We start from the raw sequence: 26,087 nt of genomic DNA, 5'->3' as shown, positions 1-26,087 counted from the left end.
ATCCTCCCGGCGAAGGGCTTTCGGATGGATCTTGTGGTGCGCGCCGCCCGGGCCGTGACGTCCGAGGGCGAGGTCCCGGCGACCGTCGGGGTCGAAGGCGGGCGGATCGTCGCGGTCGAACCCGGCGGTGCCCTGCTGAGCGGGGACCGCGTCCTCGACCTCGGGGACGACGTCGTGCTGCTGCCGGGGCTGGTCGACACGCACGTCCACGTCAACGACCCCGGCCGCGCCGAGTGGGAGGGCTTCGAGACGGCGACCCGCGCGGCCGCGGCGGGCGGGGTGACCACGATCGTGGACATGCCGCTGAACAGCCTGCCGCCGACGGTCGACGTCGCGGCCCTGGAAGTCAAGCGCAAGGCGGCGACCGGCCGGGTGCACGTCGACGTCGGCTTCTGGGGCGGCGCGATCCCCGGGAACGTCGCCGATCTGCGAGGCCTGCACGAAGCCGGCGTGTTCGGCTTCAAGTGCTTCCTGCTGCACTCCGGCGTCGACGAGTTCCCGCCGCTCGACCCGGCCGGGCTCGACGAAGCGTTGCGGGAGCTGAGTTCCTTCGGCGCGCTGATGATCGTCCACGCCGAGGACGCGCACGAGATCGGCGAAGCGCCCGAGCCACACGGAGGTCGCTATGTCGACTTTCTGCGCTCGCGGCCGCGGCAGGCGGAGAACCTCGCGATCTCCCACGTCATCGAAGCGGCCCGCCGCCACTCCGCGCGGGCGCACATCCTGCACCTGTCCTCTTCGGACGCTCTCCCGCTGATCGCTTCGGCGCGGCGCGACGGCGTGGCCCTGTCGGCGGAGACCTGCCCGCACTACCTCAGCTTCGTCGCCGAGGAAATCCGCGACGGCGCGACGCAGTTCAAGTGCTGCCCGCCGATCCGGGAGGCGGCCAACCGCGAGCTGCTCTGGCAGGGGCTCGCCGACGGCGTGATCGACTGCGTCGTCAGCGACCACTCACCGTGCACGCCGGAGCTGAAACGCTTCGACAGCGGCGATTTCGGCGCGGCCTGGGGTGGGATTTCCAGCTTGCAGCTGGGGCTCCCGGCGATCTGGACGCAGGCGCGGCAGCGCGGGTTCGCGCTCACCGACGTCGTCCGCTGGATGGCCGAGCGCCCGGCCGCACAGGCCGGGATGCGCCGCAAGGGCCGGCTGGCGGTCGGCCACGACGCCGACTTCTGCGTGTTCGCGCCGGACGAGGCCTTCGTGGTCGACGTCGCGAAACTGAAGCACCGCAACCCGGTCAGCGCCTACGACCGGCGTCCGCTCGCCGGCGTCGTGCGCTCGACCTGGCTGCGGGGCACCGAAATCACCGGCGACGAGCCGCGCGGCGCGTTGCTGACCCGGGGGAACTGCTGAAATGGAGGCCGCCTTGTCCGACCGTCCGGAGTGGACAGAACTGCCCGACCTCGCGTCCCGCCGCTTCGGCGGGACGGTGATGTGGGCGAGCGACGAGCTGTTCGCCGAGAAGGAGAACCTGGTCAACCCCTGGGTGCCGGCGCACCGCGCGGAGACGTTCGGGCCGAAGGGCCAGGTCTACGACGGCTGGGAGACCCGCCGCCACCGCGAACCGGGCGACGACCAGGCGATCCTGCGGCTCGGCCTGGCCGGCACGATCACCGGCGTCATCGTCGACACGGCGTTCTTCAAGGGCAACTACCCGCCGTTCGTCTCGGTCGAGGCGACGTCGCTCCCGGGCTACCCACCGGCGGCGGAGGTGTCCGAAGCGGACTGGGACGTGCTGGTCGACCGCGCCCCGGCGGCGGGCCACACCGAGAACTTCTACGCGGTCAACGGCTCGCGGCGCTACACGCACGTCCGGTTGACGCAGCACCCGGACGGCGGCGTGGCGCGCCTGCGCGTGCACGGCGCCCCGATCCCGGACCCGGCGCTGCTGGACCTGGACGCGCTCGACCTGGCGGCGCTGGAAAACGGCGCGATCGTCACCGGGTGCAGCAACCGGTTCTATTCCTCGCCGAACAACATTCTTTCGCCGGGCCTGGCGGCGCACCAGGCGGAGGGCTGGGAGACGGCCCGCCGCCGCGACGACGGCAACGACTGGGTGACGCTCCGCCTGGCGGGCGCGGGCATCGTCCGGTTCGCGGAGCTGGACACGAGCAACCTGAAGGGCAACGCGCCGGGCTGGGCCTCGATCAGCGGCCGCGCCACGTACGGCGAGTGGGCCGAGTTGCTGCCGAAGACCCGGTTGCAGCCGGACACCCGCCACCGCTTCGCCCTGGAGGAGGGCCCGGAGATCACGGAGGCCCGGCTGGACATCTACCCGGACGGCGGCCTGGCCCGGCTGAGGCTGTTCGGCCGGCTCACCGAAGCGGGCCGGGCGAACCTCAAGGCGCGGTTCGCGAAGACGCGTTAGCTCGCACCGGGGCGGTTGAGGTAGGCCGAGGCCAGCGACAGGACGCAAGCGCAGCCGACGATCGCGCTCACCCACCACGGCAGGCCGGCCACGAAGCTCCAGACGAAGCCCGCGGCCGCGAGGACGGCGACGAGGATGTTCCGGAACTGCAGCGGGGTCGGCTTGGCCATGCCGCCAGCCTCTCACGGCCCCGCCTCGGACCTCCGCGCGCTCCCCGGGTTCGAGCGCTCGGTCGGACCGGCGGACTCCCGCAGCGCGTCCAGGCCTTGCTGAAGTGCTGCCGACCGCCCGCCTTTGCCGCCGTTCACGCTGGTCAGCGTCCCGAGAGCGTTCCCGTGACTAGGGTGCCGACTGCCGCCGCGAGCTGATCACGCCGGTGTTGAACCCGGCGAGGTGCAGCCCGCCGGCGAAGCGCGCGTGCTCGATCTTCACGCACCGGTTCATCACCACGTCCAGTCCGGCCTCGCGCGCCCGGTCGGCCACCGGTTCGTGCCACAACCCGAGCTGCAGCCACAGCGTCCGCGCGCCGGCGTCGATCACTTCCTCGGCGACCTGGGGCAGGTCGTCGTGCTTGCGGAACACGCTGACCAGGTCCGGTTCGCCCGGGACGTCCTCGAGCGAGGCGTACACCGGCTTCCCGAACAGCGTGTCCACGCGCGGGTTGACGAGGTTGACCTCGTAGCGCGTCGACGAGAGCAGGTAGGTCGCGACGAAGTAGCTGGGCCGCGCCGGGTTGGCGGACGCGCCGACCAGCGTCACCGACTTCGTCCGGTGCAGGATCGCGCGCCGCTCGACGGCTCCGACGTCGTGCGTCATCCCGCCACCGCCTTGCCCAGCGCCTGGTCGATGTCCCACAGGATGTCGTCGACGTCCTCCAGCCCGACCGACAGCCGGATCAGGTCGGGCCCGACCCCCGCGGCGGCGAGCTGCTCCTCCGACAGCTGCGCGTGCGTGGTCGACGCCGGGTGGATGACGAGCGTCCGCGCGTCCCCGACGTTCGCCAGGTGCGACAGCAGTTCCACCGATTCGACGAACCTCTCGCCGGCCGCCCGGCCGCCGTCGATGCCGAAGGAGAACACCGCGCCCGGTCCGGCCGGCAGGTACCGCTGAGCCAGGTCGTGGTGCGGGTGCGCGGGCAGCCCGGCGTAGGACACCCAGGCCACGCGCGGGTCCGCCTCGAGGTGCTCGGCGACCGCGCGGGCGTTCGCCACGTGCGCGTCCATCCGCTGGGGGAGCGTCTCGACCCCTTGCAGCAACAGGAAAGCCGAGTGGGGCGACAGGACCGCGCCGATGTCCCGCAGCTGCTCCGCGCGCAGCCGGGTGCAGAACGCGTACTCGCCGAAGTTCTCCCAGTACTTCAGGCCGCCGTAGCTGTCGACGGGCTCGGTCATCCGCGGGAACTTGCCGTTGCCCCAGTCGAACTTCCCGGACTCGACGACGATCCCGCCGAGCGTCGTCCCGTGGCCGCCGAGGAACTTCGTCGCCGAGTGCAGCACGATGTCGGCGCCGTGCTCGATCGGGCGGCACAGGTACGGCGTCGCCAGCGTCGCGTCGACGACCAGGGGGAGGTCGTGCGCGTGCGCGAGGTCCGCGAGCGCGGCGAGGTCGGCGATGCCCCCGCCGGGGTTGCCGATCACCTCGGTGTAGAGCAGCCGGGTCCGGTCGGTGATGGCGGCGGCGTAGTCGTCGATGCCGCCGCTGACGAAGGTCGTCTCGACGCCGAAGCGGCGAAGCGTGCCGGTGAGCTGGGTGACGGTGCCGCCGTAGAGACCGCTCGCCGACACGATGTGATCGCCGGCTTCGGTGAGCGCGCTGAAGGTGAGGAACTCGGCGGCCTGCCCGCTGGCGGCGGCGACGCCCCCGATGGCGCCTTCGAGACTGGCGATCCGCTCCTCGAACGCGGCCACGGTCGGGTTCCCGATCCGGCTGTAGATGTTGCCGTACTTCTGCAGCGCGAAGAGGTTCGCGGCATCGGCGGCGTCTTCGAAGACGAAGCTCGTGGTCTGGTAGATCGGCACGGCTCGCGCCCCGGTCGCGGGATCGGGCGTACCGCCCGCGTGCAGGGCGCGGGTGCGGAAGCCCCAGCTGCGTTCACTCATCGGAGCTCACGGTAACCGCACCATCCACCGATTGGCCACGTCTCCCGGGGCGTGGGCGCGGCTACGCTCCAGTCCGTGACGGTGCGGTGGAGCGTGACGATCGACTGCGCGGATCCCCGCGCGCTGGCGAGGTTCTGGGCGGTCGCCCTCGGCTACATCGAACGGCCGCCCCCGGCGGGGTTCGCGAGCTGGGAGGCGTGGTTCAGCCAGCACGGCGTGCCCGAGGACGAATGGGACGACGGCGCCTACCTGAGCGATCCGGAAGGCGTCCTGCCGAGCCTGAGCTTCCTCAAGGTCCCCGAGCCGAAGGTCGCGAAGAACCGCCTCCACCTGGACGTCCAGGCCGGGGGCGGCCGCGAGGTGCCGTGGGAGACGCGCTGGGAGCGGGTCGCCGAAGCGGTCGCCCGGCTCACCGCCGCGGGCGCCACGGTGAGCCGGGAGTACGCCCTGGACGGCCGCCCCGACCACGTCGTGATGGCCGATCCGGAGGGCAACGAATTCTGCGTGCTCTGAGCGTCAGCGGAGCAAGCCCTCGTGGCGGCTCGGGCTGCCGCCGGTCCAGGGCAGGACCTGCCCGAACCGGACCAGCTCGCCGTAGGTCGCCGGGTTCAGGTCCGCGAACACCAGGTCCAGCACCGCCCGCGCCGCCTCGTCCGGGGTCTGGGCCTGGCTGAAGTCGCTGAACCAGGGGCGTGACGCGCGCGTGTCGACCAGGCCCGGGCAGACCGCCGCCACCAGGGTGCCGTCGGCGAGGTCGGCGGCCCGGCGGCCGGCCGCCACCGCGCGCACCGCCGCGACCTGCGCGACCTTCGACGGCACGTTGATCCAGTCCGGCCAGCCCTGCTCCCGCGCAGTGCCGTCGTGGATCGCCGAGCGCCAGTCCTCGACGGCCTTTTCGACGTCGTCCAGCGAGACGCCGTCGAAGCGCGGCCGCAGCGGCTCGGGCAGGTGGCCCAGGGTGCCCAGCGAGCTGGCGACGACGAGCAGCCGGCCACCCGGGCGCAGGACCGGCCCGAACGACCGGAGCACGGCGTGGGTGCCGCCGTTCGCGACGTCGAGGAAGACGTCGGCCTGCTCGGCCTGCGAGCGGCCGGGGTCGAGCGGGCCGATGGCGTTGGACAGCACGATGTCGACCGGCTCGGCGAAGCGAGCGACGGCAGCGAAGTCGGAGACGTCGAGGACCCGGCCCTCGATCCGGCTGCGCGTCGCCGGGTCGGCGGTGACGCGGGCGGCGGCGTCGGCCACCCGCCCGGCGTCGCGGCCGGTGAGCAGGACGAGGTCTTCGGGAGCGAGCCGGGCGGCGAGGCCGCGGACGAGGGCGAAGCCGAGGCCTTGGTTGGCCCCGGTCACCACGGCGATGCGGGTCATACCTGCACGCTAGGTCCACCGTGCTCATGCGAAAAGCGAGAATACGGCAACCCTGGTATGCGTGAACCTCATGGACTTCGGTGCTGTCTCCCTGGTCGCCCTGCGCGTGTTCCGCGAGGTCGCCGAACGTGGCACCCTCACCGCGGCCGCCGCGGCGCTGGGCTACACGCAGTCCGCGGTGTCGCGGCAGATCGCGTCACTCGAACGGGTGGCCGGCACGCCGGTGCTGGACCGGCGGCCCGACGGCGTGCGCCTCACCCCGGCCGGGAACGTCGTGCTCCGGCGGGCGATCGCGGTGCTCGGCGAGATCGACGCCGCCGGGCGCGAACTGGCCGGGCTGCCCGCCGACGCCGGGACGGTGCGCTTGGGCTGGTTCCCCAGCGCGGGCGCGGTGCTGGTGCCGGGCGCCGTCGCCGAGCTGCGGCGCACACACCCCGCGGTTACCGTCGTCACCCGGGAAGGTACGACGCCGGTCCTCGTCCGGGCGCTGCGCGCGGGCACGGTCGACCTGGCCGTGCTCGGCTCGGCCCCGCCGTTCCGGCCACCGGACGCCGAGACGCCGGCGCTGCGGCTGGAGACGCTCGCCGAGCGCAGCCTCTGCCTCGCGGTGCCCGCGGGGCACCCGCTGGCCGGTGCCGGCGTGGCCGACGTCGCGGACCTGCGCGGACAGCGCTGGATCGCCGGGCCGTCGGCGGGGGAAGCCACGCTGATGGGGGTGTGGCCCGGGCTCGACGAGCGGCCCGAGATCGCCCACACCGCCCGCGACTGGCTGGCCAAGCTGAACCTGGTCGCCGCGGGCTGCGGGGTGACGACGTTGCCCGCTTCGCTGGCCGGGGCGGTTCCGCCGGGCGTGCGGGTGCTGGCGGTGCGCGGTGGCCCGTCGGAGCGGCGGCGGGTGGTGCTGGCCCGGCTCCCGGGGCCGGTGGCCGAACCCGCGGCGCTGCTGGCCGGAGCCCTGCGCCGGGCGGCCGCGGCCGTGCCGGATCCGCCGGGATGACCCAGATCACTTCCGTTCCGGTCACATCGCCTGCCGCCACGGGGTCTACTCCTACGACTGGCGGGCGGAAGGAACAGGACACGGTGGACGCACTGACCGAGCGGTTCGAACGGGAGCGGCCGCGGCTGCGGGCGGTCGCCTACCGGATGCTGGGCTCGGCGGCCGAAGCCGACGACGCCGTCCAGGAGGCGTGGCTGCGGTTCCACCGCACCGGCGCCGGCGAGATCGGCAACATCCCCGCCTGGCTGACGACCGTGGTCGCCCGGGTGTGCCTGTCCCTGCTGCGCACGCGCCGCAACCACCGCGAGGAGCCCCTGGACGGGCAGCCGGAGCCGGACGACGACCGCCGCGACCCCGGGCAGGAGGCGGAACTGGCCGACTCGGTCGGGCTGGCGCTGCTGGTGGTCCTCGACGCGCTGGGGCCGGCCGAGCGGGTGGCGTTCGTGCTGCACGACATGTTCGCGGTGCCGTTCGACGAGATCGCGCCGGTGATCGGCAAGACCCCGGCCGCCACCCGGCAGCTCGCGAGCCGCGCCCGCCGCCGGGTGAAGGGCGGTGCCGCGGCGGACGCGGACCTGCCCCGGCGGCGCAAGGTCGTCGAAGCCTTCCTGGCGGCGTCCCGCGGCGGCGACTTCGAAGCGCTGCTCGCGCTGCTGGACCCGGACGTGGTGCTGCACGCCGACCGGTTCGCCGGCCCGACCCCGGCGCCGATCGTGCTGCGCGGCGTCGAGAGCGTCCGCCGGGGTGCGGTGCTGGCGTCCGAACGGGCCCGCGCCAGCGAGCTCGCCCTGGTCGACGGCGCTCCCGGCCTGCTCATGGTGCGCGACGGGCGGCTGGCGGTCGTCCTGGCGTTCCGCGTCGACGCCGACCGGATCACGGGCATCGACGTGATCGCCGACCCGGAGCGGCTCGCCGCGTTGGAGCTGGCGGTTCTCTAGCCCAGGGCGGCGCGAAGGCGAGCTCCGCGCTCGGCGGGCGTCTGACGCGGGCAGCTCGCGCACTTGGGGTTGCCGGCTTCGTAGATCAGGCAGCACGAAGCACGTCGTACGGCGGGGTTCCGGCCGACGCGCACGAAACGCGGCTTCGGCAGCCCCAGGCCGATCGCGGCGACCAAGGGTTCGGCGAGCGCCATCGCCCGCTCCGGATCCGGGGTCCAGAGCAGGCGGTTGCCGATCGAGTCGGTGGCGATCGCGCCGAGCGCGCGCTCCCGGGCCCCGCTGACGGTGGCGATGGTGGTGATGGCGGTGCCGAGGGCGGTGGCGAGTGCGGCGCCCAGCTCGGGGAGGCCGCCGTCGAGCGGACGGGTGGACCGCGCCCCGAGGAACCGCCCGTCGGCGAGGAGGTCGAGTTCCACGGCGTCCAGCGACGGATCCGCGGGTGCCCCGGCGACCAGGCCGTCGATCGCCGGCGCCACCAGCACCGACGACAGCGAGTACCACCAGATGGTGCCGAGCACCTCCGGCCGCGCGCAGCCGTACAGCTTCGCCGCGCCGCCGATGCGGGCCCGCACCCACTCCGCGTCCGCGAGCCGGGTCGCGGGGGCGGTCCAGTCGGGCTTCACCGCCCCAGCCTTCCAGACTCAGCGCCGCCGGTAGGTGGAGACCGTGAACGACACCGTGACGACCTGCGGTTCGTGAAGCGCGTCGAGGCGCTCCCGGCGCCCGCCGCGGTCCAGGTGGAACGCCGCCGGGCCCATCTCGACCGCTTGGCGTACCTGCCGCGGCGTCAGCTCCACCTCGCGCCGGACTTCCGTGCGGTCCGTGCGCGTGAAGTACGCGCCGAGGGTGCTGTCGAGGCGCTCGTCCTTGCGCTCGTCGACGGCCAGGACCAGGTCGCCCAGCTCGCGCAGGTGGTCCGGGGCCGGAGCGGCCACGACCAGCAGGCCACCGGGACGCAGCACGCGGTGGAACTCCGGCCCGTTGCGCGGCGCGAAGACGTTCAGCACGACCGACGCCACCTCGTCGCCCACCGGCCACGGCTCCCACAGGTTCCACACCGCCGCGCCCAGCCGCGGGTGGGCCCGCGCCGCCCGCCGCAGCGCGACCGCCGAGACGTCCAGCGCGAGGCCGAAAGCGTCCGCTGCTTCGAGCACCCGCGCGAGGTAGTACCCCGTGCCCGCGCCCGCGTCGATGACCAGGCCGTCGGCTTCCGCGCACACGCGGGCCAGTTCATCCGCCAGCGGTCCGTAGGCGCCCGACGCCAGGAAGTCCGCGCGCGCCGCGACCATCGGCGCGGTGTCCGCCGTTCCGGCCGGGATTCGCGCGTGCAACAGGTTGACGTAACCCTGGCGTGCTAGATCGAAAGAGTGGTGGTTCCCGCAACGCAGCGTGCGCCCGGCTGCCCCGATCGGGTTACCGCACACCGAACATCGCAGCGCTGCGACCACCGGAGGTGGCAGTGGGTCATTCCCGTGGTCGGCCGGTGTCATGGGGGTATTCGACCACGACGTTTCGCAACCGGACACTCCACCACCGGTCCTGGGAAACCTGGCCGTAACAACCGGGCGCGGACAGTTCACGCGGGCGAAACCTCGCGAGCCGCCCCGTGAAACACCGCGCGCCAAAACTGCCATCGCACCAACCCAGGGCACGGGAGGACGATGTGCTGAACGCAGGAGACACCGCATGGGTATTGGCCAGCGCCGCGCTGGTCATGCTCATGACCCCAGGACTGGCGTTCTTCTATGGCGGCATGGTCCGCGCGAAGAGCGTCCTGAACATGCTGATGATGAACTTCATCGCGCTGGCCGTCGTGGGGGTGCTGTGGGCCCTCTACGGGTTCACGATGTCCTTCGGCGACGACGCCTTCGGCGGATTGCTCGGTAACTTCCACTTCGCCGGCCTCGAGAACACCTTCGGCAAGCTCGCCGGGTTCGCGGTCGCCGCCACCGACACGACGCCGGCGGTCGCCTGGCCCGGTTCGGACGGCCTGCCCGTCCTCGCGTTCGTGATGTTCCAGCTGATGTTCGCGATCATCACGCCCGCGCTGATCTCCGGCGCCATCGCGGACCGCGCGAAGTTCTGGGGCTGGACGCTGTTCGTCGTCGTCTGGGTGACGGTCGTGTACTTCCCGGTCGCGCACTGGGTATTCTCCTTCAACGGCTTCATCGGCGAGAACTCGGTCGGCGGCTGGATCGCCAACAACCTCAAGGCGCTCGACTTCGCCGGTGGCACCGCGGTCCACATCAACGCCGGTGCCGCGGGCCTGGCGCTGGCGATCGTGCTCGGCAAGCGCAAGGGCTGGCCGAAGGACACCGGCCGGCCGCACAACGTGCCGTTCGTCTTGCTCGGTGCCTCGCTGCTGTGGTTCGGCTGGTACGGCTTCAACGCCGGTTCGGCGCTGGCCGCCAACGACCTCGCCGCCGTCGCGTTCACCAACACCACCGTCGCCACCGCCGCCGCGGTCCTCGGCTGGCTGGTGGTCGAGCAGCTCAAGTTCGGTAAGCCGACCACCCTCGGCGCGGCTTCCGGCGCGGTCGCCGGCCTGGTCGCCGTCACCCCGGCGTGCGGGTTCGTCAGCCCGCTCGGGGCCATCGCGATCGGCCTCATCGCCGGTGTCCTCTGCGCGCTGGCCATCTCGCTCAAGTTCAAGTTCGGCTTCGACGACTCCCTCGACGTCGTCGGCGTCCACCTGGTCGGCGGCATCGTCGGCACCCTGCTGATCGGCTTCTTCGGCACCACGAGCGTCAACGCGCTCGGTGCGGACGGCCTGTTCTACGGCGGTGGGTTCACCCAGCTGGGTCGCCAGGCCGCGGCCGCCGGTGCGGTGCTCGCGTACTCCTTCGTGCTGTCCTTCATCATCGGCTTCGTGATCAAGAAGGCCGGCGGCTTCCGCGTCAGCACCGAAGACGAGATCACCGGCATCGACGAGGCCCAGCACGCGGAGAGCGCGTATGACTTCACCGGGTCCAGCGGCGGCATCGGCCAGCCGACGACGATCCCGGTCAAGTCCGCCACCGGCAACGCGAAACTCGAGGAGAGCAAGGCATGAAGCTCATCACGGCGATTGTCAAGCCGTTCACGCTGGACGACGTCCGCTCCGCGCTGGAGCAGCTGGGCGTGCTGGGCATGACGGTCAGCGAGGTCCAGGGCTACGGGCGGCAGAAGGGCCACACCGAGGTCTACCGCGGCGCCGAGTACTCGGTGGACTTCGTGGCCAAGCTGAAGGTCGAGGTCGTCACCGACGACACCAACGTGGAGAAGGTCCTCGAGGCCATCACCACGGCCGCGCACACCGGCAAGATCGGCGACGGCAAGCTGTGGGTGACGCCCGTGGAGACCGTCATCCGGGTACGGACCGGCGAGCGCGGCACGGACGCTCTATAAGGCGTCTGGGATGGCCGACGGGGGCGAACTGGTCAAGGCCACCGAGCGCTTGCTCGAGGGCAGGCACGGGAGGCTGGGGGCGTCCGCACTGCGGGCGGCCCTGGTCGACCTCTACGAGTTCTGGCTGGGCAGGGGAGCCTCGGCGGCCGGCGTCGACACCGCGGAACCGGGTGTCGCGCTGGTCGCCGTGGGCGGGCTCGGCCGCCGGGAGCTGGTGCCGTTCTCCGATCTCGACCTGCTGCTGGTGCACAACGGCAACAGCGGCGTCGGCGAGATCGCGGACGCGCTCTGGTATCCCTTGTGGGACGCCAAAATCGGGCTCGACCACTCGGTCCGGACACCCGGTGAGGCGCTGAAGGTCGCTTCGGAGGACCTTCGCACGGCCATGGGTCTGCTCGACGCCCGGCACCTCGCCGGGGACGCCGAGCTGACCGGCCGGCTGGTTTCCGCGGCGCGGGACCAGTGGCGGCGCACCGCGCGCAAGCAGATCCCCGACATGACGGCGTCGGTCCGGCAGCGCTGGGCCCGCAGCGGGGAGATCGCGCAGTCCGCCGAACCGGACCTCAAGCACGGCCGGGGCGGGCTGCGGGACTTCGCCGTCCTGGAAGCGCTGGCGGCGGCGCAGCTCACCGCGCGGCCGGGTGAGGAACTCCTGGAAGCGAAGGGGCTCCTGCTCGACGTCCGCACCGAGCTGCGGCGCGAGATCCGGCGCGAACGGGACGTCCTGTCCGCGCCGGAGGCCGAGCTGGTCGCCGCCGAGCTCGGCTTCGGCGACCGGTTCACCCTGGCCCGCAAGCTTTCCGGCGCGGGCCGGACGATCGCGTACGCGCTGGACGTCGCACTCCGGTCCACTGTGGAGCCACCGAAGACCCGGTTCGGACGGCGTCCTTCGCGGACGCCGCTGGCCGAAAACGTGGTCCTGCACGGGAACGAAGTCGCGCTGGCCCGCGACGCCGTCCCGGCGAAGGACCCGGCGCTGCTGCTGCGGGTCGCCGCCGCGTCGGCGCGCACCGGCAAGCCGATCGCGCTCGGCACGCTCAAGGCGCTGGCCGAGTCGGCGCCGGAGCTGCGCGCGCCGTGGCCGGCCGAGGCGCTGAACGCGCTGGTGGAACTGCTGGGCGCGGGCGAAGGCCTGGTCGACGCGGTCGAGTCGCTCGACCGGACCGGCCTGTGGTCCCGGCTGTTCCCGGAGTGGGGCGCGGTCCGCGACCTGCCGCCGCGCTCGCCGGTGCACCAGTGGACGGTCGACCGGCACCTCGTGCGCACCTGCGTCGAGGCGGCCAAGCTGACCACCACGGTGTCGCGCCCGGACCTGCTGCTGATCGGCGCCTTGCTGCACGACATCGGCAAGGGCCGCGACGCCGACCACTCGGAGCTGGGCGCCAAGATCTCCGCCCAGGTCGCGACCCGGCTGGGCCTCGCCCCGGCCGACGCCGCGAAGGTGTCGGCGATGGTCCGCCACCACCTGCTGCTGCCGCACACGGCGACGCGGCGCGACATCAGCGAACCGGCCACGGTGGCGCGGGTGGTGAAGACGCTGGACAGCGACCTGGTCCTGATCGAGCTGCTGCACGCCCTCACCCAGGCCGACTCGCTGGCCACCGGCCCCGGCGTCTGGACGGACTGGAAGGCGCGGCTGCTGGCCGAGCTCGTGTCCGGCTGTGAGGAAGTGTTGCACGGCAAGGGGTTCACCGCGCCGGAGCCGATGGACGCCGAACAGCGCGAGCTCATCGCGGCAGCGGTGGCGTCGGGCAACGGCGAGATCCGCATCACCTCGCACGGCAAGGTGGTCACGGTCCTGCTGGCCGTGCCGGCCCGCGCGGAACTGCTGGCCCCGGCGGCCGGCGTACTGGCGCTGAACTCCCTGGAAGTGCACTCGGCGGTCCTGCGCGGCCACGACGGCGGCCGCGCGGGGGTGTTCACGGCCTCACCGAAGTTCGGCTCGCTGCCGGACCCGACGCTGCTGCGCGAGCAGTTCGCCCGGGCGGTCGCGGGAACGTTGCCGCTCACCCAGCGCCTGGCGGCGAAGGAACGCGACTACGGCTCACCGGCGGCGCCCACGGTGGCGCCGAAGATCGTCTGGTTCGACGACGAGACGACCGGCCCCGACACGGTGGTCCTGGAGCTGCGCGCGGCCGACCGGATCGGCCTGCTGTTCCGGGTGGCGGGCGCGCTGCGCCGCTGCAACGCGGAGGTCCGCTGGGCCAAGGCATCGACCCTGGGCGGCGCGGTGGTGGACTCGTTCGCGGTGACGCCCCGCAGCGGCCGCATCGAGCCGGGGTGGCGGCGCGAGGTGGAGCAGGCCGTCCTGGCGGCGGCCTCCTAGGCCCGTTGTTCGAAGCTGCGGGGTCTCCGCAGCTTCGAACAATGCGGTAACTCCTGTAACGGCGGCCGGCCTTTCACCGAGATCTCTCGCATGGCCGGGACCAAAATCCAAGCAGCGGAGCACACCGTCGGCGAGATCTTCACCGATGCCTACCACTTCACGATCCCTCGTTATCAGCGACCGTACGCGTGGACGACGGAGCAGGCGGGGGAGATGTTCGACGACCTCCTGGCCGCCTCCCGCGCCAAGGATTCGCTCACCGAGGCCGATCCTTACTTCCTCGGCAGCATCGTCCTGGTCAAGGACGAGAAGGCGGCGCCTGCCGCCGTCATCGACGGGCAACAGCGCCTCACCACCTTGACGGTGCTGATCAGCGTTCTCCGCGACTGCGTCTCCCCGGGGTTCGCAGCGTCTCTCGAGACCCGTATCTTCCAGAAGGGCGACCCGATCAAGCAGACCGCTGATCAGCCGCGCCTCCGGCTTCGGGACGAAGACCAGTGGTTCTTCGAGAAGTACATCCAAGAGCCGTCGGGAATCGGACTGCTTCCTTCCCTCGCAGACGTAACTCCTGACAGCCGACTACGGCTGGTCGAAAACGCGCTACTGCTCAAAGCCCAGGTGAATGACCTGGAGACGACGGAACGCGAGCGCCTCGTCTCGTTCATCGACCAGCACACCTATCTCGTAGTCGTGTCGACCGCCGACTTCGAGTCCGCCTACCGGATCTTCACGGTGCTGAACGAGCGTGGCTTGGACCTCACTCACACCGACATCTTGAAATCGGAGATTATCGGCACGATCCCGGATATCGACCAGGACGCCTACACGAACAGATGGGTGAAGGAGGAGAATGACCTCGGACGCAACGCATTCGGTGACCTCTTTTCACACATCCGGATGGTGTACGCGAAGACGAAAGCGCGGGGGTCGATCCTCAAGGAATTCCGGACTTCCGTCTTGCAGAGGGTCCCGGACAGCAAGACGTTCATCGACGATGTGCTAGTACCGTTTTCCAACGCGTTCGAGGTGGTCACGCGGGCAAGTTACGTCGGCGGACCGGATGCCGAAGCGATCAACCGGTTGCTCGGCTGGCTGAACCAGCTGGACAACACCGACTGGATCCCGCCGGCGATCAGCTGCTTCAGCCGTCCGACCGCCGATTCCGCGATCCTTCTCCGCTTTCTCGGCGATCTCGAGAGGCTCGCCGCGAGCATGCTCATCCGTCGCGTGGACATCACCCGGCGGGTCGAACGCTACGGGCGCGTTCTCGACTGGATGGAGCACGGTCGCGATCTCTACTCGGCTGAGTCGCCGCTCCAGCTGTCCGCGGCGGAGCAGACTGAGACCCTCGGCAAACTGGACGCCGAGGTCTACACCGTCCTGCGGGTCCGCCTTTACGTGTTGGAGCGTTTGGACTCCGCCTTGTCGGACGGCGGGACGAGCTACGACCACTACCCGTTGATCAGCGTGGAACACGTTTTGCCGCAAAACCCTGCCGTCGGCAGTGGGTGGACCACTGCGTTCACCGCACAGGAGCGGGCCTACTGGGTGCATCGCCTCGCGAACCTGGTCCTGCTCTCGAAGAGGAAGAACTCCCAGGCGAGCAATTTCGAGTTCGAGGTGAAAAAGACCAAGTACTTCGAGAAGACGAGCTGGCCGCCGTTCGTGCTGACTTCCCAGGTACTCGCGAGCGACGTCTGGACCCCGGCAGTGCTGGAGGAGCGCCAAGGGATCCAGCTGAAGGTGCTCAGCGACCTCTGGCGGCTGGAAGCGGCGGCCTCCTAGGCGGGCGCCGTGCCGTCGACCACCCGGTTGCGGCCCGCGTCCTTGGCCCGGTACAGGGCCTTGTCCGCGGCCTGCAGCAGGCGGTCGACGGCCGTTCCGCCGTCCGGGTAGGTCGCCACGCCGATGGACGCCGACAGGTTCGCGATCACCCGGACCTGGCTGCCGTCCTCGTACTCGACCTTCAGCGCCTCGATCGCCGACCGGATGCGCTCGGCCACCGCCAGGACCGCCGCCGGGCCGATGTCCGGGAGGAGGACGACGAACTCCTCGCCGCCGAACCGGCCGACCGAGTCGTAGTCGCGGACCGCGCTCTTGATCGTCGAGGCGATCGCGCGCAGCACCTTGTCGCCCGCCAGGTGACCGTGCCGGTCGTTGATCAGCTTGAAGTGGTCCAGGTCGATCATCAGCACGCCGAACGTGCTCCGCGTGTGGCGCTGCGCCCTGGCCAGTTCGCGCGAGGCGAGCAGGTGCCACCCGGTCGTGTTGAACAGGCCCGTCTTTTCGTCGGTCGTCGCGGCGATCTCCAGCTGTTTGATCAGCACCGCCCGGTGCAGCACCAGCAACGGCGGCACGATCGCGGCGGCGAGCGCGGGCAGCGTCGCCAACGTCAGCGCCGTGAGCATGCCCAGGCAGAGCGTCGCGACTTCGAGGAGGTTGTCGCCGAGGCCGCCGAAGAACGCCTTCACCGAGCGTGTCGTGATCGTCAGCGCCGGGACGATCGTGATCGCCGCGACCAGGAAGTACGTCACCGCCGCGAGCGCGATCGCGAGGACACCGCGCCAGCCCGCCGTCAGCGCGGCGGACATGTCGCCGACCCCGAGCCGCGCGAGCACGAAGTCGGCCGAGTAGCAGGTGACGACGACCAGCGTCGCGTTCAGCGTGGTCCGGAACGGCGGGACGCGCTTGATCCGCGCCAGGCTGCGCGTCGCGAGGTGCACGTACAGGACGGCGACGAGGGCGGCGCCCAGCGCGGGCGGGAGAAGCAGCACCCCGGCGAACGTCCAGACCGACGTCAGGTTGATGTGCGGGGTGTCCGACATCAGCCGCCGGACGCGCTCGATCTGCCGGCCCAGCTCGGCCTGCAGCACACCGAGCCCGGCGAGGACGCCGAAGACGGCCAGGTCCCAGGCCCGCACGGGCACCGCCCAGGCCGTCCAGACGGTGGCGACGAGCGCGACCGACTCGACGAGAAAGCAGTAGAAGATCAGCGACCCGCGCTGCCGCCAGAGGGTCCAGTGAGCAGGCGAAAGCACCCCACGGATCCGGCCCGCGCGGGGTTCGGCCGGACGGGCGCCGTCCATACTCAAGGCGGTGCAACTCCCCTGGGTGATCCGACGATCCGCGTTCACCCCACCACACCGGACGGCCGCGATCGATGATTGCCACACGATCGGAGCAGTGAAGGGAGGCCGCCGTCATGCGCAACCGCGAATCCTGAGGCCCCGAAGCCCCCGAGCCCGATGTCAGCCCGATGTCCCGCTCGAACCGCCGGAGGGAGGCCGTCATGCGCAACCGCGAGTCCTGAGCCGCCGCGATTCTGTCGTCACGCCTGGAAGGAGGGCTGCTGTGCGTAATCGCGAGTCCTGAGCCGATGTCTGCCGTTCCTGCGTCCGGAAGGAGGGCTGCTGTGCGTAATCGCGAGTCCTGAGCCGATGTCTGCCGTCCCCGCGCCCGGAAGGAGAGCCGCCGTGCGTAACCGCGAGTCCTGAACCCACCCGCACCTCGTCCGTCCCAGTAACCCAGCAGGAGAGGGGAACGTCACCATGCGTAACCGTGAGTCGTGAACGTCCGCGGGTCCGGGTGGGACCGCTCAGGCGGTCGCGCCGCCGTCGACCACCAGGTCGTGCCCCACGGTGAAGGCGGCTTCGTCCGAAGCCAGCCACAGCACCGCGGCGGCCACCTCGGCGGTGGCGCCCACCCGGCCCAGCGGGATCGCGTCTTTCAGCCGCGCGGCGCGGTCGGCGTCCGTCTCGCCGGGGCGCCGGGACATGTCCGTGTCGGTCGCACCCGGGCTGACCGCGTTGATGCGGACGCCATCGGCGATGTGGTCGCGCGCCGCCGTCCTGGTCAGCGCGCTCACCGCGGCTTTCGACGCCGCGTAGGCCGCCATGCGCGGCAGCCTGCCGTGCGCGCCGATGTTCGACGCCATGTTGACGATCGCCCCGCCGCCGTGCGCCCGCATGTGCGCGACCTCGTGCTTCAGGCACAGCCACGTCCCGGTGACGTTCGTGCCGAGCACCGCGTCGAAGTCCTCCTCGCCGAGGTCCGCGGCCGCCGCCGGCGACCCGAGGATGCCCGCGTTGTTGAACGCGACGTCGAGCCCGCCGTGCCGCGCGACGACCGTCTCCACCATCCGCGCCACGTCCGCGGAGTCGGTCACGTCGACGGTCACCGCGCTCGCGTCCCCGCCGATTTCCCCCACCGCCGACGCGAGCCGCTGCTCGTCGCGCCCGGCGACGACCACGGTCGCGCCTTCGGCCGCGAACGCCCGCGCCGTCGCCCGCCCGATGCCCGAGCCGCCGCCCGTCACCAGGACGACCTTGCCTGCGAAACGTGCCCCCATCGTGTGCCTTCTTTCTGGTCTGATGATTCTTGAATGAGGATGCGCATGGCCTGGGAGACGGCCGCGTCCACGCGGCCCGCCGCATCGGTGCCCTTGCCCAGGACGCGCAGCCCTTGAAGCACGGTGAGCAGGAACCGCGCCAGCGTCGCCGGGTCGCTGCCGCCGGGGAGTTCGCCCTGGGCTCTGGCGCGTTCCAGTGCCATGGTGAGGGCGACCTCGAGGGTGTCCCAGCTGCGTTCCACCAGCCGGGCGACTTCGGGGTCGCGGGGGAGCAGCTCGATCGCCGCGTTGACGACGAAGCAGCCCATTCTCGTTTCGTCGCCGAGGATTTCCGCCGCATAGCCGTCGAACAGCCGGCGCACGGCGGCCACGCCGGAGCCCGGCTCCGACAACTGGGCCATCACCCGCGCGTCGGTCCGTTCCGCGTAGCGCTTCAACGCCGTCACGTAGAGGTCGTGCTTCGTGCCGAAGGTGGCGTACAGGCTGGCCTTGGCGACCCCGAGGTGCGTGACGAGGTCGCTGACCGACGTCGCCTCGTAACCCTGGCGCCGGAAGAGCGTGAGTGCGCCGTCGCACGCTTCGTCGACGTCGAACTCCTTGACCCGGGACATGATCGAAACCCTAGCCGCATCGAGAACGATCGGTCAAATATGCGGACGGCGGTGTGTCGCGTCCGGTGACGGCGCGTGCGGTGGCACTATGGCTGCTCTGACCGGCCCGAGGGGTGAGTGATGCAAGATCGGCTGACGCTGCCGCCGACCGTCGTCGCCACCCACCTGCGCTCCTGCGCCGAGGAGCTCGCCGCCGGTCTGCGCTGCGGCGGCCCGGGTGCCACGACGGCCGAACTCACCGACGTCGTCGCCCACCTGGTCGCCGGCCAGGAGGCCATCTCCCACGCGCTCGCCGGCCTCGCCGCCCGCGTCGAAGGCGGTTCGAACGCGCTGGCCGCGGCCCCGCCGCTGGACGTCGAGATCGTCACCGAGGTCCTCCGTGCGGCCGCCATCGCCTCCCGCTGTTCGGCGGAGGCGCTCGACGAGGTCACGTCCTCGTTCGAATGTGTGAGCGAATCCGTCGCGCCTGACACCCGTTTGTAGCTGTCGATCCGCCGCGGCCGCTGTCTAGCCTGGGAGCTGCGGAGGTGGCACGGATGCGCGCAGTGTGGACGGGCACGATCGGGTTCGGTAGTTACGCCATTCCGGTGAGGGCGTACAGCGCCACCGAGGAGCGGGAGATCCCGCTGCACCAGGTGCACGAGCCCGACGGGGGCCGCGTCCGGGTCAAGCGCGTGTGCGAAGTCGACGGCGCCGAGGTGCCGCCCGAAGAGATGGTTCGCGGCTACCCCGTTCCCGGCGGCGACGTCGTCCTGCTCTCCGACCACGAGCTGGCGTCGCTCCCGATGCCGGGCCGCACGATCGCCATCCGCGGCTTCGCCCCGCTCGCCGACGTCGATTCCCTCTGGTTCGCGAAGAGCTATTACCTCGAACCCGAGCCGGCGGGCACGAAGCCGTACGTGCTGTTCAGCGAGGCGCTCCAGCAGTCGGGCCGGCTCGCGCTGGTCACGGTCGCGCTGCGCCGCCGCGAGACGCTCGGCGCACTGCGCGTGCGCGACCAGGTCATCGTGCTCGAAACGATGCGGTGGCCGGACGAGGTGCGCAGCCCCGACTTCCCGTTCCAGCACGCCGACGTCGACATCCGGCCCGGCGAGCTGCGGCGCGCGGTGAACCTGGTCGAGGAGCTGACCGGCGAGTTCGACCCCGGCCGGTACCCTGACCGTTACCGCGAAGCCTTCCACGCGTTGGTCCAGGCGAAGATCGACGGCGCCGAGGTCGTCCAGCCGACGGCTGCCGAACAGGCCGAGGGTGTCACCCGGCTGCTGGCGGCGTTGCAGGAGAGCGCCGCCGAAGCGGAGGACGTGCGCAACGCGGCCGTCACGAAGGCCAAGGCGGCCGCGTCGAGGGCCGCGAAGGCGCGTACGACGGCGAAGCGGGCCGCGACCCGCAGCCGTGGAGGCACGAAGACGTCCGGCTGAGTATTACTACCCATGGGTAATTGAGGGTTCTCACACTGAACCGGCGGCCCCCGGCGCGGCAGACTTCGTTCTGTCAGCGGATACCGGATCGCTGGCGAGGGGGGAAGTCCGGACGGCCCCTGGGGAGGTGAGCCGTCCTGGCGCCAGGGTTCCGGGGCGGGCCGGAGGAGGAGCGGCCCGTTCCGGAGCTCGTCCCGCACCGCGGGGAGGCGGCGCGGGCAAGGGGGTGTCCGAAGGCTGCCGTGGAGAGATCGAGGGGTCTCCACGGCAGCTTTCAGGCGTCCGCGACCCGGAGCAGCAGGTCGGCGGCCAGCCGGAGCAGCTGACGCTCGGTCGGCGACAGCGTCGATTCGAGCGCCGCGGCCAGCCAGCGTTCGCGTTGGGCGCTGTACTCGCGCAGCACGGCCAAACCGTCCGCGTTGATGCTGATTCGCGAGCGGCGCCCGTCGTCGGGATCCGGCTCCCGCTCGATCAGCCCGCGGATGGTGAGCGCCGCCAGGATCCGGGTGAGCGACTGCGGTTGCAGCCGTTCCGCCTCGGCCAGCTCGGTCGGCGTCTGCGTGCCCGCCCGGTAGAGCCGGCTCAGCACCGCGAGCACCGCCGGCCCCGGGCTGCCCTGGTCCGCCTCGGCACGCATCCGCCAGTTCAGCCGTCCGACGCCTTCGCGCACCCGCCTGGACAGCTCGGCGAGCTCGGCGTCCGCGGTGATCCGCGAGGCGGTCTCGTCGAGAGTCCGGGCCGGTTCGGTGTGCATGGCCCCACATTAGGTGGTCCCCCGTACCAGCCGGGCATAACGCCCATCGCGCGTCAGCAGCTCGTCGTGCGTTCCGCGTTCCACGATCCGGCCTTCGTGCAGCACCGCGATCTGGTCCGCGTGCTCCACAGTGGACAGCCGGTGCGCGATCGTCAGCGTCGTGCGGCCCGCGGCGAGCCGGTCGAGCTCGGCCTGCACCGAGCGTTCGGTGCGGGTGTCGAGCGCGCTGGTCGCCTCGTCGAGGATGAGCACCGGCGGGTTGCGCAGCAGGATCCGGGCGATCGCCATCCGCTGCTTCTCGCCGCCGGAGAAGCGGTAGCCGCGCTGGCCGACGACCGTGTCGTACCCCTCGGGCAGCCCGGCCAGCGTGTCGTGGATGTGCGCGGCCTTCGCCGCCCGCTCGATCTCGTCGTCCGTCGCGTCGGGCTGGGCGAAGCGCAGGTTCTCCCGCACGGTGTCGTGGAACAGGTAGGTCTCCTGCGACACCATCCCGACCCCGGCGGCCAGCGACGCGAGCGTGACGTCCCGGACGTCGACGCCGTCGATCTCCACCGCGCCTTCGCTCACCTCGTACAGCCGCGCGACCAGGTACGCGAGCGTTGTCTTGCCCGAGCCGGTGGCGCCGACCAGCGCCGTCGTGGTCCCGGCCGGGACGTCGAGGTCGATGTCCTTCAGCGTCGGCGGCCCGTCTTCGTCGTAGCGGAACGAGACGCCACGCATCGAGACGTCGCCGCGGCGCACTTCGAGTGCGCCTGCTCCGGGCCGGTCCGCGATCTCCGCCGGCAGGTCCAGGACCTCGAAGATGCGGCCGAACAGCGCCTTCGACGTCGCCACGTTCTGCCCGATGGTCTGCATCGCGCTCGCCGGGGCGACCAGCCGGTTGAGCATGCTGGTGAACGCCACGACGGTGCCGAGCGAGATCGGCGACGCGCCGCCCGCCGGCGCCAGCCCGGCGATCCAGTAGACCAGCGCCGGGATCACGGTCAGGCTCATCGCCCGCGACGCCGTCTGCCAGCGGCCGGCCAGCGCGGCGGCCCGCTCCAGCGACGCGATCTCCCGCGACTCCGCCCCGAACCGCTCCCGCATCGCCCGCTCGTTGCCCATCGTCTTGGCGAGCAGCACCCCGGTGACCGACAGGGACTCCTCGACCATGGTCGCCAGCCGGGCCATCCGCCGCGTGCGACCGCGGGCCAGGTGTCGCCGCTTCTTGCCCAGCCGCAGCGTGAACAGCAGGAACAGCGGCACGACGACCAGGGAGAGTGCCGCGAGCTGCCAGTCGAGCAGGACCAGCGCGACGGCGATGGCGATCGTCGTGGTCGCGTTCTGCACCATCGACCCGGCGGTCGTGGTGATCACGTTGTCGACCCCGCCGATGTCGTTGAACACCCGCGAGAGCACTTCACCGCTCTTCGTCCGCGTGAAGAAGCCGAGCGACATCCGCTGCAGGTGGCCGTAGACGGAGACGCGCAGCTCGTTCATGACGCGCTGCCCGATGGTGTTGGACAGCCCGGTGGTGGCGACGCCGAGGGAGCCGCTGCCGACCGAGCAGGCGATCATCCCCGCCGCCAGCAGGCTGATCAGGAGCGTGTCGCGGTGCGGCAGGGCGTCGTCGAGGATCTCGCGCAGGAGGAACGGCGAGACGACGCCGAGGCCGGCCTGCACGACGATCAGCGCGAACAGCGCGCCGAGCGGCCCGCGGTGCGGGCGGAACAGCCCGGCGATCCGCCGCAGCGGCACGGGCTCGTCGGCGTCGCTGGCCGGCTCGCGGAGGACGGGGGCGGAGGTCATGCACCTATGTTTACTAAAATTCGGTGGGTGCGCCACTGATTTTCGTGACATCACACGAAAGTGGAGCTCGACACCAGTCAACTTATGCTTACTATTGCCTGCGTACCCGCAGAGGGACCGAGCCGGAGCGACTACCCTCGACAGAGCCGGCCTCGTCCGGCGCGCCACCATCGACCCAGCTGGAGCGTGCACACCCGTGTTCGACACCCTCTCCGATCGGCTCACCGCCGCCCTGCAGACGCTCACGCGCAAGGGCAGGCTGTCCGACGCCGACATCGACGCCACCGCGCGCGAAATCCGCATCGCGCTGCTGGAGGCCGACGTCGCCCTCGGCGTGGTCAAGACCTTCATCGCGAGGATCAAGGAGCGGGCGAAGGGCGCCGAGGTCTCCCAGGCGCTCAACCCCGCGCAGCAGGTCGTCAAGATCGTCAACGAGGAGCTCGTCGGGATCCTCGGCGGCGAGACGCGCCGGCTGACCCTGGCCAAGACTCCGCCCACCGTGATCATGCTGGCGGGTCTGCAGGGTGCCGGTAAGACGACGCTCGCCGGCAAGCTCGCGATGTGGCTGAAGAAGCAGGGCCACGCGCCGATGCTGGTCGCCTGCGACCTCCAGCGCCCGAACGCGGTCACGCAGCTGCAGGTCGTCGGCGAGCGCGCCGGGGTCGTCACCTTCGCGCCCGAACCCGGCAACGGCGTCGGCGACCCGGTCGACGTCGCCCGCCGCGCCATCGCCGAGGCCAAGCGCGCGCAGCACGACGTCGTCGTGGTGGACACCGCGGGCCGCCTCGGTGTCGACGAAGAGCTGATGAAGCAGGCCGCGGACATCCGTGACGCGGTCGACCCGGACGAGGTCCTGTTCGTCGTCGACGCGATGATCGGCCAGGACGCCGTGACCACGGCCGAGGCGTTCCGCGACGGCGTCGGGTTCACCGGCGTCGTGCTGACCAAGCTCGACGGCGACGCCCGCGGTGGTGCCGCGCTGAGCGTCCGCGAGGTCACCGGCCAGCCGATCCTCTTCGCCTCCAACGGCGAGAAGCTCGAGGACTTCGACACCTTCCACCCGGACCGGATGGCGTCGCGGATCCTCGGCATGGGTGACGTGCTGACCCTGATCGAGCAGGCCGAGCAGGCCTTCGACCAGAACCAGGCCGAGAAGGCCGCCGAGAAGCTGTCGAGCGGCCAGCTCACCCTGGAGGACTTCCTCGAGCAGATGCTCGCGGTCCGCAAGATGGGCCCGATCGGCAACCTGCTCGGCATGCTGCCCGGCGCCGGCCAGATGAAGGACCAGCTCGCCCAGGTCGACGACAAGCACCTGGACAAGCTGCAGGCGATCATCCGCGGCATGACCCCGGCCGAGCGCGACAACCCGAAGATGATCAACGGGTCGCGGCGGCTGCGCATCGCCAACGGCTCCGGTGTCACCGTCCGCGAGGTCAACGACCTGGTCAACCGGTTCTTCGAGGCCCGCAAGATGATGGCCCAGATGGCCGGCCGGTTCGGCTTCGGCGGCGGGGGCGGCGGCTCCAAAACGCGCAAGGGCAAGAAGGGCAAGAAGGGCCGCGGCCCGACGCAGCCCAAGGTCCGCGGCGGCTTCCCCGGCGGCATGCCGATGCTGCCGCCCGGTGGTCAGGTGCCTGGCGGCGGGATGCCCGACCTGTCGCAGCTGGGTGGCATGAACGACGTCCCGGGCTTCGACCCGACGAAGTTCAAGCTGCCGAAGAACCCCAAGGACAATTGAGCCGCGCACTGCACGCCGCCGGGGTGATCCTGCCCGGCGGCGAGCCGGGGGAGCTGTGGATCACCGGCGGCCGGATCTCGTTCGAGCCGGTGCCGGACGCCGAGACCCTCGGCCGGGACGTCTTCCTCGTGCCCGGCCTGGTCGACGCGCACTGCCACCCGGGCATCGGCGTCGGCGGGCCCGTGTCGCTGGAAGAAGCGACCGAGCAGGCGCTGGCGGACCGGGACGCGGGCACGCTGCTCATCCGCGACTGCGGCCTGCCGATCGACGTCCGCCCGCTGCAGCGGCGGCCCGACCTGCCCACGATCATCCGTGCCGGGCGGCACCTCGCACTGGTCAAGCGGTACATCCCGGGCCTGGGCATCGAGCTGGACGACCCGGCGCAGCTGCCGGAGGCGGTCGCCGAGCAGGCGCGTGACGGCGACGGCTGGGTCAAGCTGGTGGGCGACTGGATCGACCGCGGCGCCGGCGACCTCGCGCCGTTGTGGCCGGACGACGTCCTGGCCGAAGCCGTCAAGGTCGCGCACGACCACGGCGCCCGCGTCACCGCGCACGTGTTCGGCGAAGCGGCGCTGCCTGGGCTGATCGCGTCCGGCATCGACTGCCTGGAGCACGGCACCGGCCTGAGCGCCGATCAGCTGGCCGAGCTGGCGCGCCACGACGTCGCCCTGGTCCCGACGTTGATCAACATCGAGAACTTCCCCGGGATCGCGGACAAGGCGGGCAAGTACCCGGCCTACGCGGCCCACATGCGCGCGTTGCACGCCGGCGTGGGCCAGATGGCCGCTTCCGCCATCGAAGCCGGCGTACGCGTCTTCGCGGGCAGCGACGCCGGTGGCATGGTGGAGCACGGCAGGCTCGTCGACGAGATCGAGGCCCTGCACCGCGCGGGCATGACTCGCGAGCAGGCCCTCGCGAGTGCGTCCTGGGCCGCCCGCGACTGGCTCGGCCACCCGGGCATCGAGGACGGCGCGCCCGCCGACCTGCTCGTCTACGCGAGCGACCCGCGCGAGGACCTGGGCGTCCTCCGGCATCCTTCGCACATCGTGCTCGGCGGTGTCGTGTACGCGTAGACCCCCGCCGATTTCCTTGCGGGGTGGGCACTTTAGCGTTGGGCCCGTGACGGACGACGACGGCGCACGGCGCGTGCTGGGGGCGCACTGGTGTTTCGTGGCGTTCTTCGCGGGGATCGCCGGCTACTACCTGACCAACCTGGTCATCGCCGCGGCGGTCAACCGCAACGTCGGCGAGTTCGACCCCTTGGAGCTGCGCGACATCGGTCCGCTCCTGCTCCTGGCGTTCGTGCCCAACCTGTTGCTCGGCCTCGGCCCGGCGACGGGCTCGTGGCTCTGGGGGCACGGGCTGCGCACCGACTTCGGCCTCAAGCCGACCTGGCGCGACGTCCGGATCGGCCTCGCGTGCGGGGTGCTCGCGCTGGTCGTCGGCTACCTGCTCAACCTGATGCTGATCGCGGTCTACGGCGCCGACGACGGCTCCGACAGCCCGCTGACCGACCTCGCCGACACCTTCGACGGCGACACGGTGTGGCTGGTGCTCGCGGCGGTGATCGTCATCGCCGGCGCGCCGCTCACGGAGGAACTGCTGGTCCGCGGCACGCTGTGGAACGCGTTGTCGTTCCACCGGGTCCCGCCGTGGGCGGTGCTCGTGCTCACCTCGCTCGTGTTCGCCCAGCTGCACGGCGAGCCGACCCGCACCATCGCCCTGTTCGGCCAGGGCATCGCGATGGGACTGGCCCGCCACCTGTCCGGCCGGGTCAGCGCCGGGGTGATCGCCCACGCGGCCAACAACATCCCGCCCGCGGTGCTCCTGTTCGTCGCGCACTGAAACTCCGCGAAGTGAGGCTTATTCCGGTCACGCCGCGGCACCCTGTCCGCACACCGCTGATCAGCGCAAGAGCCAGGCGGCGGCCGACGGTTGGACAAGCCT

25 protein-coding genes are annotated in these 26,087 nt (G+C 71.6%); 14 read left to right on the top strand and 11 right to left on the bottom strand.

The annotated features are described in order from the left end of the window. Nucleotides 1-24: 24 nt before the first annotated feature. Both allB and alc read left to right on the top strand, forming a co-directional pair. The gene (gene allB, locus AB0M80_RS26885; protein WP_364570310.1) at nucleotides 25-1,353 is read left to right on the top strand and encodes an allantoinase AllB; all 1,329 of its coding nucleotides are present in this window, start codon (nucleotides 25-27) and stop codon (nucleotides 1,351-1,353) included. Between the two features lies 1 nt (nucleotide 1,354). Next, nucleotides 1,355-2,368 (top strand): allantoicase, encoded by a 1,014-nt coding sequence (gene alc / locus AB0M80_RS26880; RefSeq protein ID WP_364570307.1) that lies wholly within the window; start codon nucleotides 1,355-1,357, stop codon nucleotides 2,366-2,368. On the opposite strand, the gene AB0M80_RS26875 is transcribed toward alc, so the two are convergent. From AB0M80_RS26875 to AB0M80_RS26865, 3 genes are all read right to left on the bottom strand, one after another. Further along, nucleotides 2,365-2,538, bottom strand: coding sequence for a hypothetical protein (locus AB0M80_RS26875; RefSeq protein WP_364570304.1), 174 nt, complete (start codon nucleotides 2,536-2,538; stop codon nucleotides 2,365-2,367). The genes alc and AB0M80_RS26875 overlap by 4 nt on opposite strands. Nucleotides 2,539-2,707: 169 nt before the next feature. Beyond that, nucleotides 2,708-3,184: a CoA-binding protein gene (locus tag AB0M80_RS26870; RefSeq protein WP_364570301.1), complete on the bottom strand. Its 477-nt coding sequence runs from the start codon at nucleotides 3,182-3,184 to the stop codon at nucleotides 2,708-2,710. Continuing rightward, entirely contained in the window at nucleotides 3,181-4,467 is a 1,287-nt protein-coding gene (locus tag AB0M80_RS26865) for an O-acetylhomoserine aminocarboxypropyltransferase/cysteine synthase family protein (protein WP_364570298.1), read from the bottom strand. Before AB0M80_RS26865 ends, AB0M80_RS26870 begins: the two co-directional genes overlap by 4 nt. A 75-nt stretch (nucleotides 4,468-4,542) precedes the next feature. Here AB0M80_RS26865 and AB0M80_RS26860 point away from each other — a divergent pair, with 75 nt between their 5' ends. After that, nucleotides 4,543-4,980, top strand: coding sequence for a VOC family protein (locus tag AB0M80_RS26860; protein ID WP_364570297.1), 438 nt, complete (start codon nucleotides 4,543-4,545; stop codon nucleotides 4,978-4,980). Between the two features lie 3 nt (nucleotides 4,981-4,983). Here AB0M80_RS26860 and AB0M80_RS26855 read toward each other — a convergent pair whose 3' ends face one another. Continuing rightward, on the bottom strand, nucleotides 4,984-5,835 hold the full coding sequence (locus tag AB0M80_RS26855; RefSeq protein ID WP_364570296.1) for an SDR family NAD(P)-dependent oxidoreductase: 852 nt from the start codon (nucleotides 5,833-5,835) through the stop codon (nucleotides 4,984-4,986). A gap of 70 nt (nucleotides 5,836-5,905) precedes the next feature. On the opposite strand from AB0M80_RS26855, the gene AB0M80_RS26850 reads away from it, so the two are divergent. Both AB0M80_RS26850 and AB0M80_RS26845 read left to right on the top strand, forming a co-directional pair. Further along, nucleotides 5,906-6,832 carry a LysR family transcriptional regulator gene (locus tag AB0M80_RS26850; protein WP_364570609.1) on the top strand — a complete coding sequence of 309 codons (927 nt, stop codon included), beginning with the start codon at nucleotides 5,906-5,908 and terminating at the stop codon, nucleotides 6,830-6,832. Between the two features lie 83 nt (nucleotides 6,833-6,915). Beyond that, the gene (locus tag AB0M80_RS26845) at nucleotides 6,916-7,770 is read left to right on the top strand and encodes a sigma-70 family RNA polymerase sigma factor (protein ID WP_364570294.1); all 855 of its coding nucleotides are present in this window, start codon (nucleotides 6,916-6,918) and stop codon (nucleotides 7,768-7,770) included. On the opposite strand, the gene AB0M80_RS26840 is transcribed toward AB0M80_RS26845, so the two are convergent. Together AB0M80_RS26840 and AB0M80_RS26835 are read right to left on the bottom strand one after the other, a co-directional pair. Continuing rightward, entirely contained in the window at nucleotides 7,767-8,393 is a 627-nt protein-coding gene (locus AB0M80_RS26840) for a (2Fe-2S)-binding protein (RefSeq protein ID WP_364570292.1), read from the bottom strand. The genes AB0M80_RS26845 and AB0M80_RS26840 overlap by 4 nt on opposite strands. Nucleotides 8,394-8,411: 18 nt before the next feature. Further along, nucleotides 8,412-9,260 carry a putative RNA methyltransferase gene (locus AB0M80_RS26835; RefSeq protein ID WP_364570291.1) on the bottom strand — a complete coding sequence of 283 codons (849 nt, stop codon included), beginning with the start codon at nucleotides 9,258-9,260 and terminating at the stop codon, nucleotides 8,412-8,414. A gap of 173 nt (nucleotides 9,261-9,433) precedes the next feature. Here AB0M80_RS26835 and AB0M80_RS26830 point away from each other — a divergent pair, with 173 nt between their 5' ends. The 4 genes from AB0M80_RS26830 (at nucleotide 9,434) to AB0M80_RS26815 (ending at nucleotide 15,268) form a co-directional block, all read left to right on the top strand. Next, complete coding sequence (locus AB0M80_RS26830) at nucleotides 9,434-10,822, top strand: ammonium transporter (protein WP_364570289.1); 1,389 nt, start codon at nucleotides 9,434-9,436, stop codon at nucleotides 10,820-10,822. Continuing rightward, on the top strand, nucleotides 10,819-11,157 hold the full coding sequence (locus AB0M80_RS26825) for a P-II family nitrogen regulator (protein WP_091306756.1): 339 nt from the start codon (nucleotides 10,819-10,821) through the stop codon (nucleotides 11,155-11,157). Before AB0M80_RS26830 ends, AB0M80_RS26825 begins: the two co-directional genes overlap by 4 nt. A 10-nt stretch (nucleotides 11,158-11,167) precedes the next feature. Then, on the top strand, nucleotides 11,168-13,483 hold the full coding sequence (locus tag AB0M80_RS26820; RefSeq protein WP_364570287.1) for a [protein-PII] uridylyltransferase: 2,316 nt from the start codon (nucleotides 11,168-11,170) through the stop codon (nucleotides 13,481-13,483). Between the two features lie 90 nt (nucleotides 13,484-13,573). Further along, nucleotides 13,574-15,268 carry a DUF262 domain-containing HNH endonuclease family protein gene (locus AB0M80_RS26815; protein ID WP_364570285.1) on the top strand — a complete coding sequence of 565 codons (1,695 nt, stop codon included), beginning with the start codon at nucleotides 13,574-13,576 and terminating at the stop codon, nucleotides 15,266-15,268. On the opposite strand, the gene AB0M80_RS26810 is transcribed toward AB0M80_RS26815, so the two are convergent. The 3 genes from AB0M80_RS26810 to AB0M80_RS26800 all read right to left on the bottom strand — a co-directional run bounded on the left by AB0M80_RS26810 (nucleotide 15,265) and on the right by AB0M80_RS26800 (nucleotide 18,442). Continuing rightward, on the bottom strand, nucleotides 15,265-16,569 hold the full coding sequence (locus AB0M80_RS26810; RefSeq protein WP_364570282.1) for a GGDEF domain-containing protein: 1,305 nt from the start codon (nucleotides 16,567-16,569) through the stop codon (nucleotides 15,265-15,267). The two genes, AB0M80_RS26815 and AB0M80_RS26810, sit on opposite strands and share 4 nt — an antisense overlap. A 509-nt stretch (nucleotides 16,570-17,078) precedes the next feature. Then, nucleotides 17,079-17,831, bottom strand: a complete 753-nt coding sequence (locus AB0M80_RS26805) for a glucose 1-dehydrogenase (RefSeq protein ID WP_364570279.1) — start codon at nucleotides 17,829-17,831, stop codon at nucleotides 17,079-17,081. After that, nucleotides 17,795-18,442 carry a TetR/AcrR family transcriptional regulator gene (locus tag AB0M80_RS26800; protein WP_364570276.1) on the bottom strand — a complete coding sequence of 216 codons (648 nt, stop codon included), beginning with the start codon at nucleotides 18,440-18,442 and terminating at the stop codon, nucleotides 17,795-17,797. Before AB0M80_RS26800 ends, AB0M80_RS26805 begins: the two co-directional genes overlap by 37 nt. Before the next feature lie 120 nt (nucleotides 18,443-18,562). On the opposite strand from AB0M80_RS26800, the gene AB0M80_RS26795 reads away from it, so the two are divergent. Then, on the top strand, nucleotides 18,563-18,925 hold the full coding sequence (locus AB0M80_RS26795) for a hypothetical protein (RefSeq protein ID WP_364570273.1): 363 nt from the start codon (nucleotides 18,563-18,565) through the stop codon (nucleotides 18,923-18,925). 53 nt (nucleotides 18,926-18,978) lie between these two features. Further along, nucleotides 18,979-19,860: a Ku protein gene (locus tag AB0M80_RS26790; protein ID WP_364570270.1), complete on the top strand. Its 882-nt coding sequence runs from the start codon at nucleotides 18,979-18,981 to the stop codon at nucleotides 19,858-19,860. Nucleotides 19,861-20,134: 274 nt separating this feature from the next. Here the strand turns inward: AB0M80_RS26790 and AB0M80_RS26785 are convergent, their stop codons facing one another. Both AB0M80_RS26785 and AB0M80_RS26780 read right to left on the bottom strand, forming a co-directional pair. After that, nucleotides 20,135-20,614: a MarR family transcriptional regulator gene (locus AB0M80_RS26785; RefSeq protein WP_364570267.1), complete on the bottom strand. Its 480-nt coding sequence runs from the start codon at nucleotides 20,612-20,614 to the stop codon at nucleotides 20,135-20,137. 9 nt (nucleotides 20,615-20,623) lie between these two features. Then, a complete protein-coding gene (locus AB0M80_RS26780) occupies nucleotides 20,624-22,402 on the bottom strand; it encodes an ABC transporter ATP-binding protein (protein WP_364570264.1) in 1,779 nt (592 codons plus the stop codon). Between the two features lie 196 nt (nucleotides 22,403-22,598). Between AB0M80_RS26780 and ffh the strand changes: the two genes are divergently transcribed. Genes ffh through AB0M80_RS26765 form a run of 3 tightly spaced genes read left to right on the top strand, consistent with a single transcriptional unit; the run spans nucleotide 22,599 to nucleotide 25,985 of the window. Further along, complete coding sequence (ffh, locus tag AB0M80_RS26775; RefSeq protein WP_364570261.1) at nucleotides 22,599-24,140, top strand: signal recognition particle protein; 1,542 nt, start codon at nucleotides 22,599-22,601, stop codon at nucleotides 24,138-24,140. Beyond that, nucleotides 24,137-25,213, top strand: a complete 1,077-nt coding sequence (locus tag AB0M80_RS26770) for an amidohydrolase family protein (RefSeq protein ID WP_364570258.1) — start codon at nucleotides 24,137-24,139, stop codon at nucleotides 25,211-25,213. Before ffh ends, AB0M80_RS26770 begins: the two co-directional genes overlap by 4 nt. A 46-nt stretch (nucleotides 25,214-25,259) precedes the next feature. After that, on the top strand, nucleotides 25,260-25,985 hold the full coding sequence (locus tag AB0M80_RS26765; protein ID WP_364570255.1) for a type II CAAX endopeptidase family protein: 726 nt from the start codon (nucleotides 25,260-25,262) through the stop codon (nucleotides 25,983-25,985). Nucleotides 25,986-26,087: the final 102 nt, after the last annotated feature.

It is taken from the genome of Amycolatopsis sp. NPDC051045 (assembly GCF_040682955.1).
Lineage (GTDB): Bacteria > Actinomycetota > Actinomycetes > Mycobacteriales > Pseudonocardiaceae > Amycolatopsis.
The sequence above is the reverse complement of the archived record's forward strand: the minus strand, read 5'-3'. Positions and strand labels throughout refer to the sequence as shown.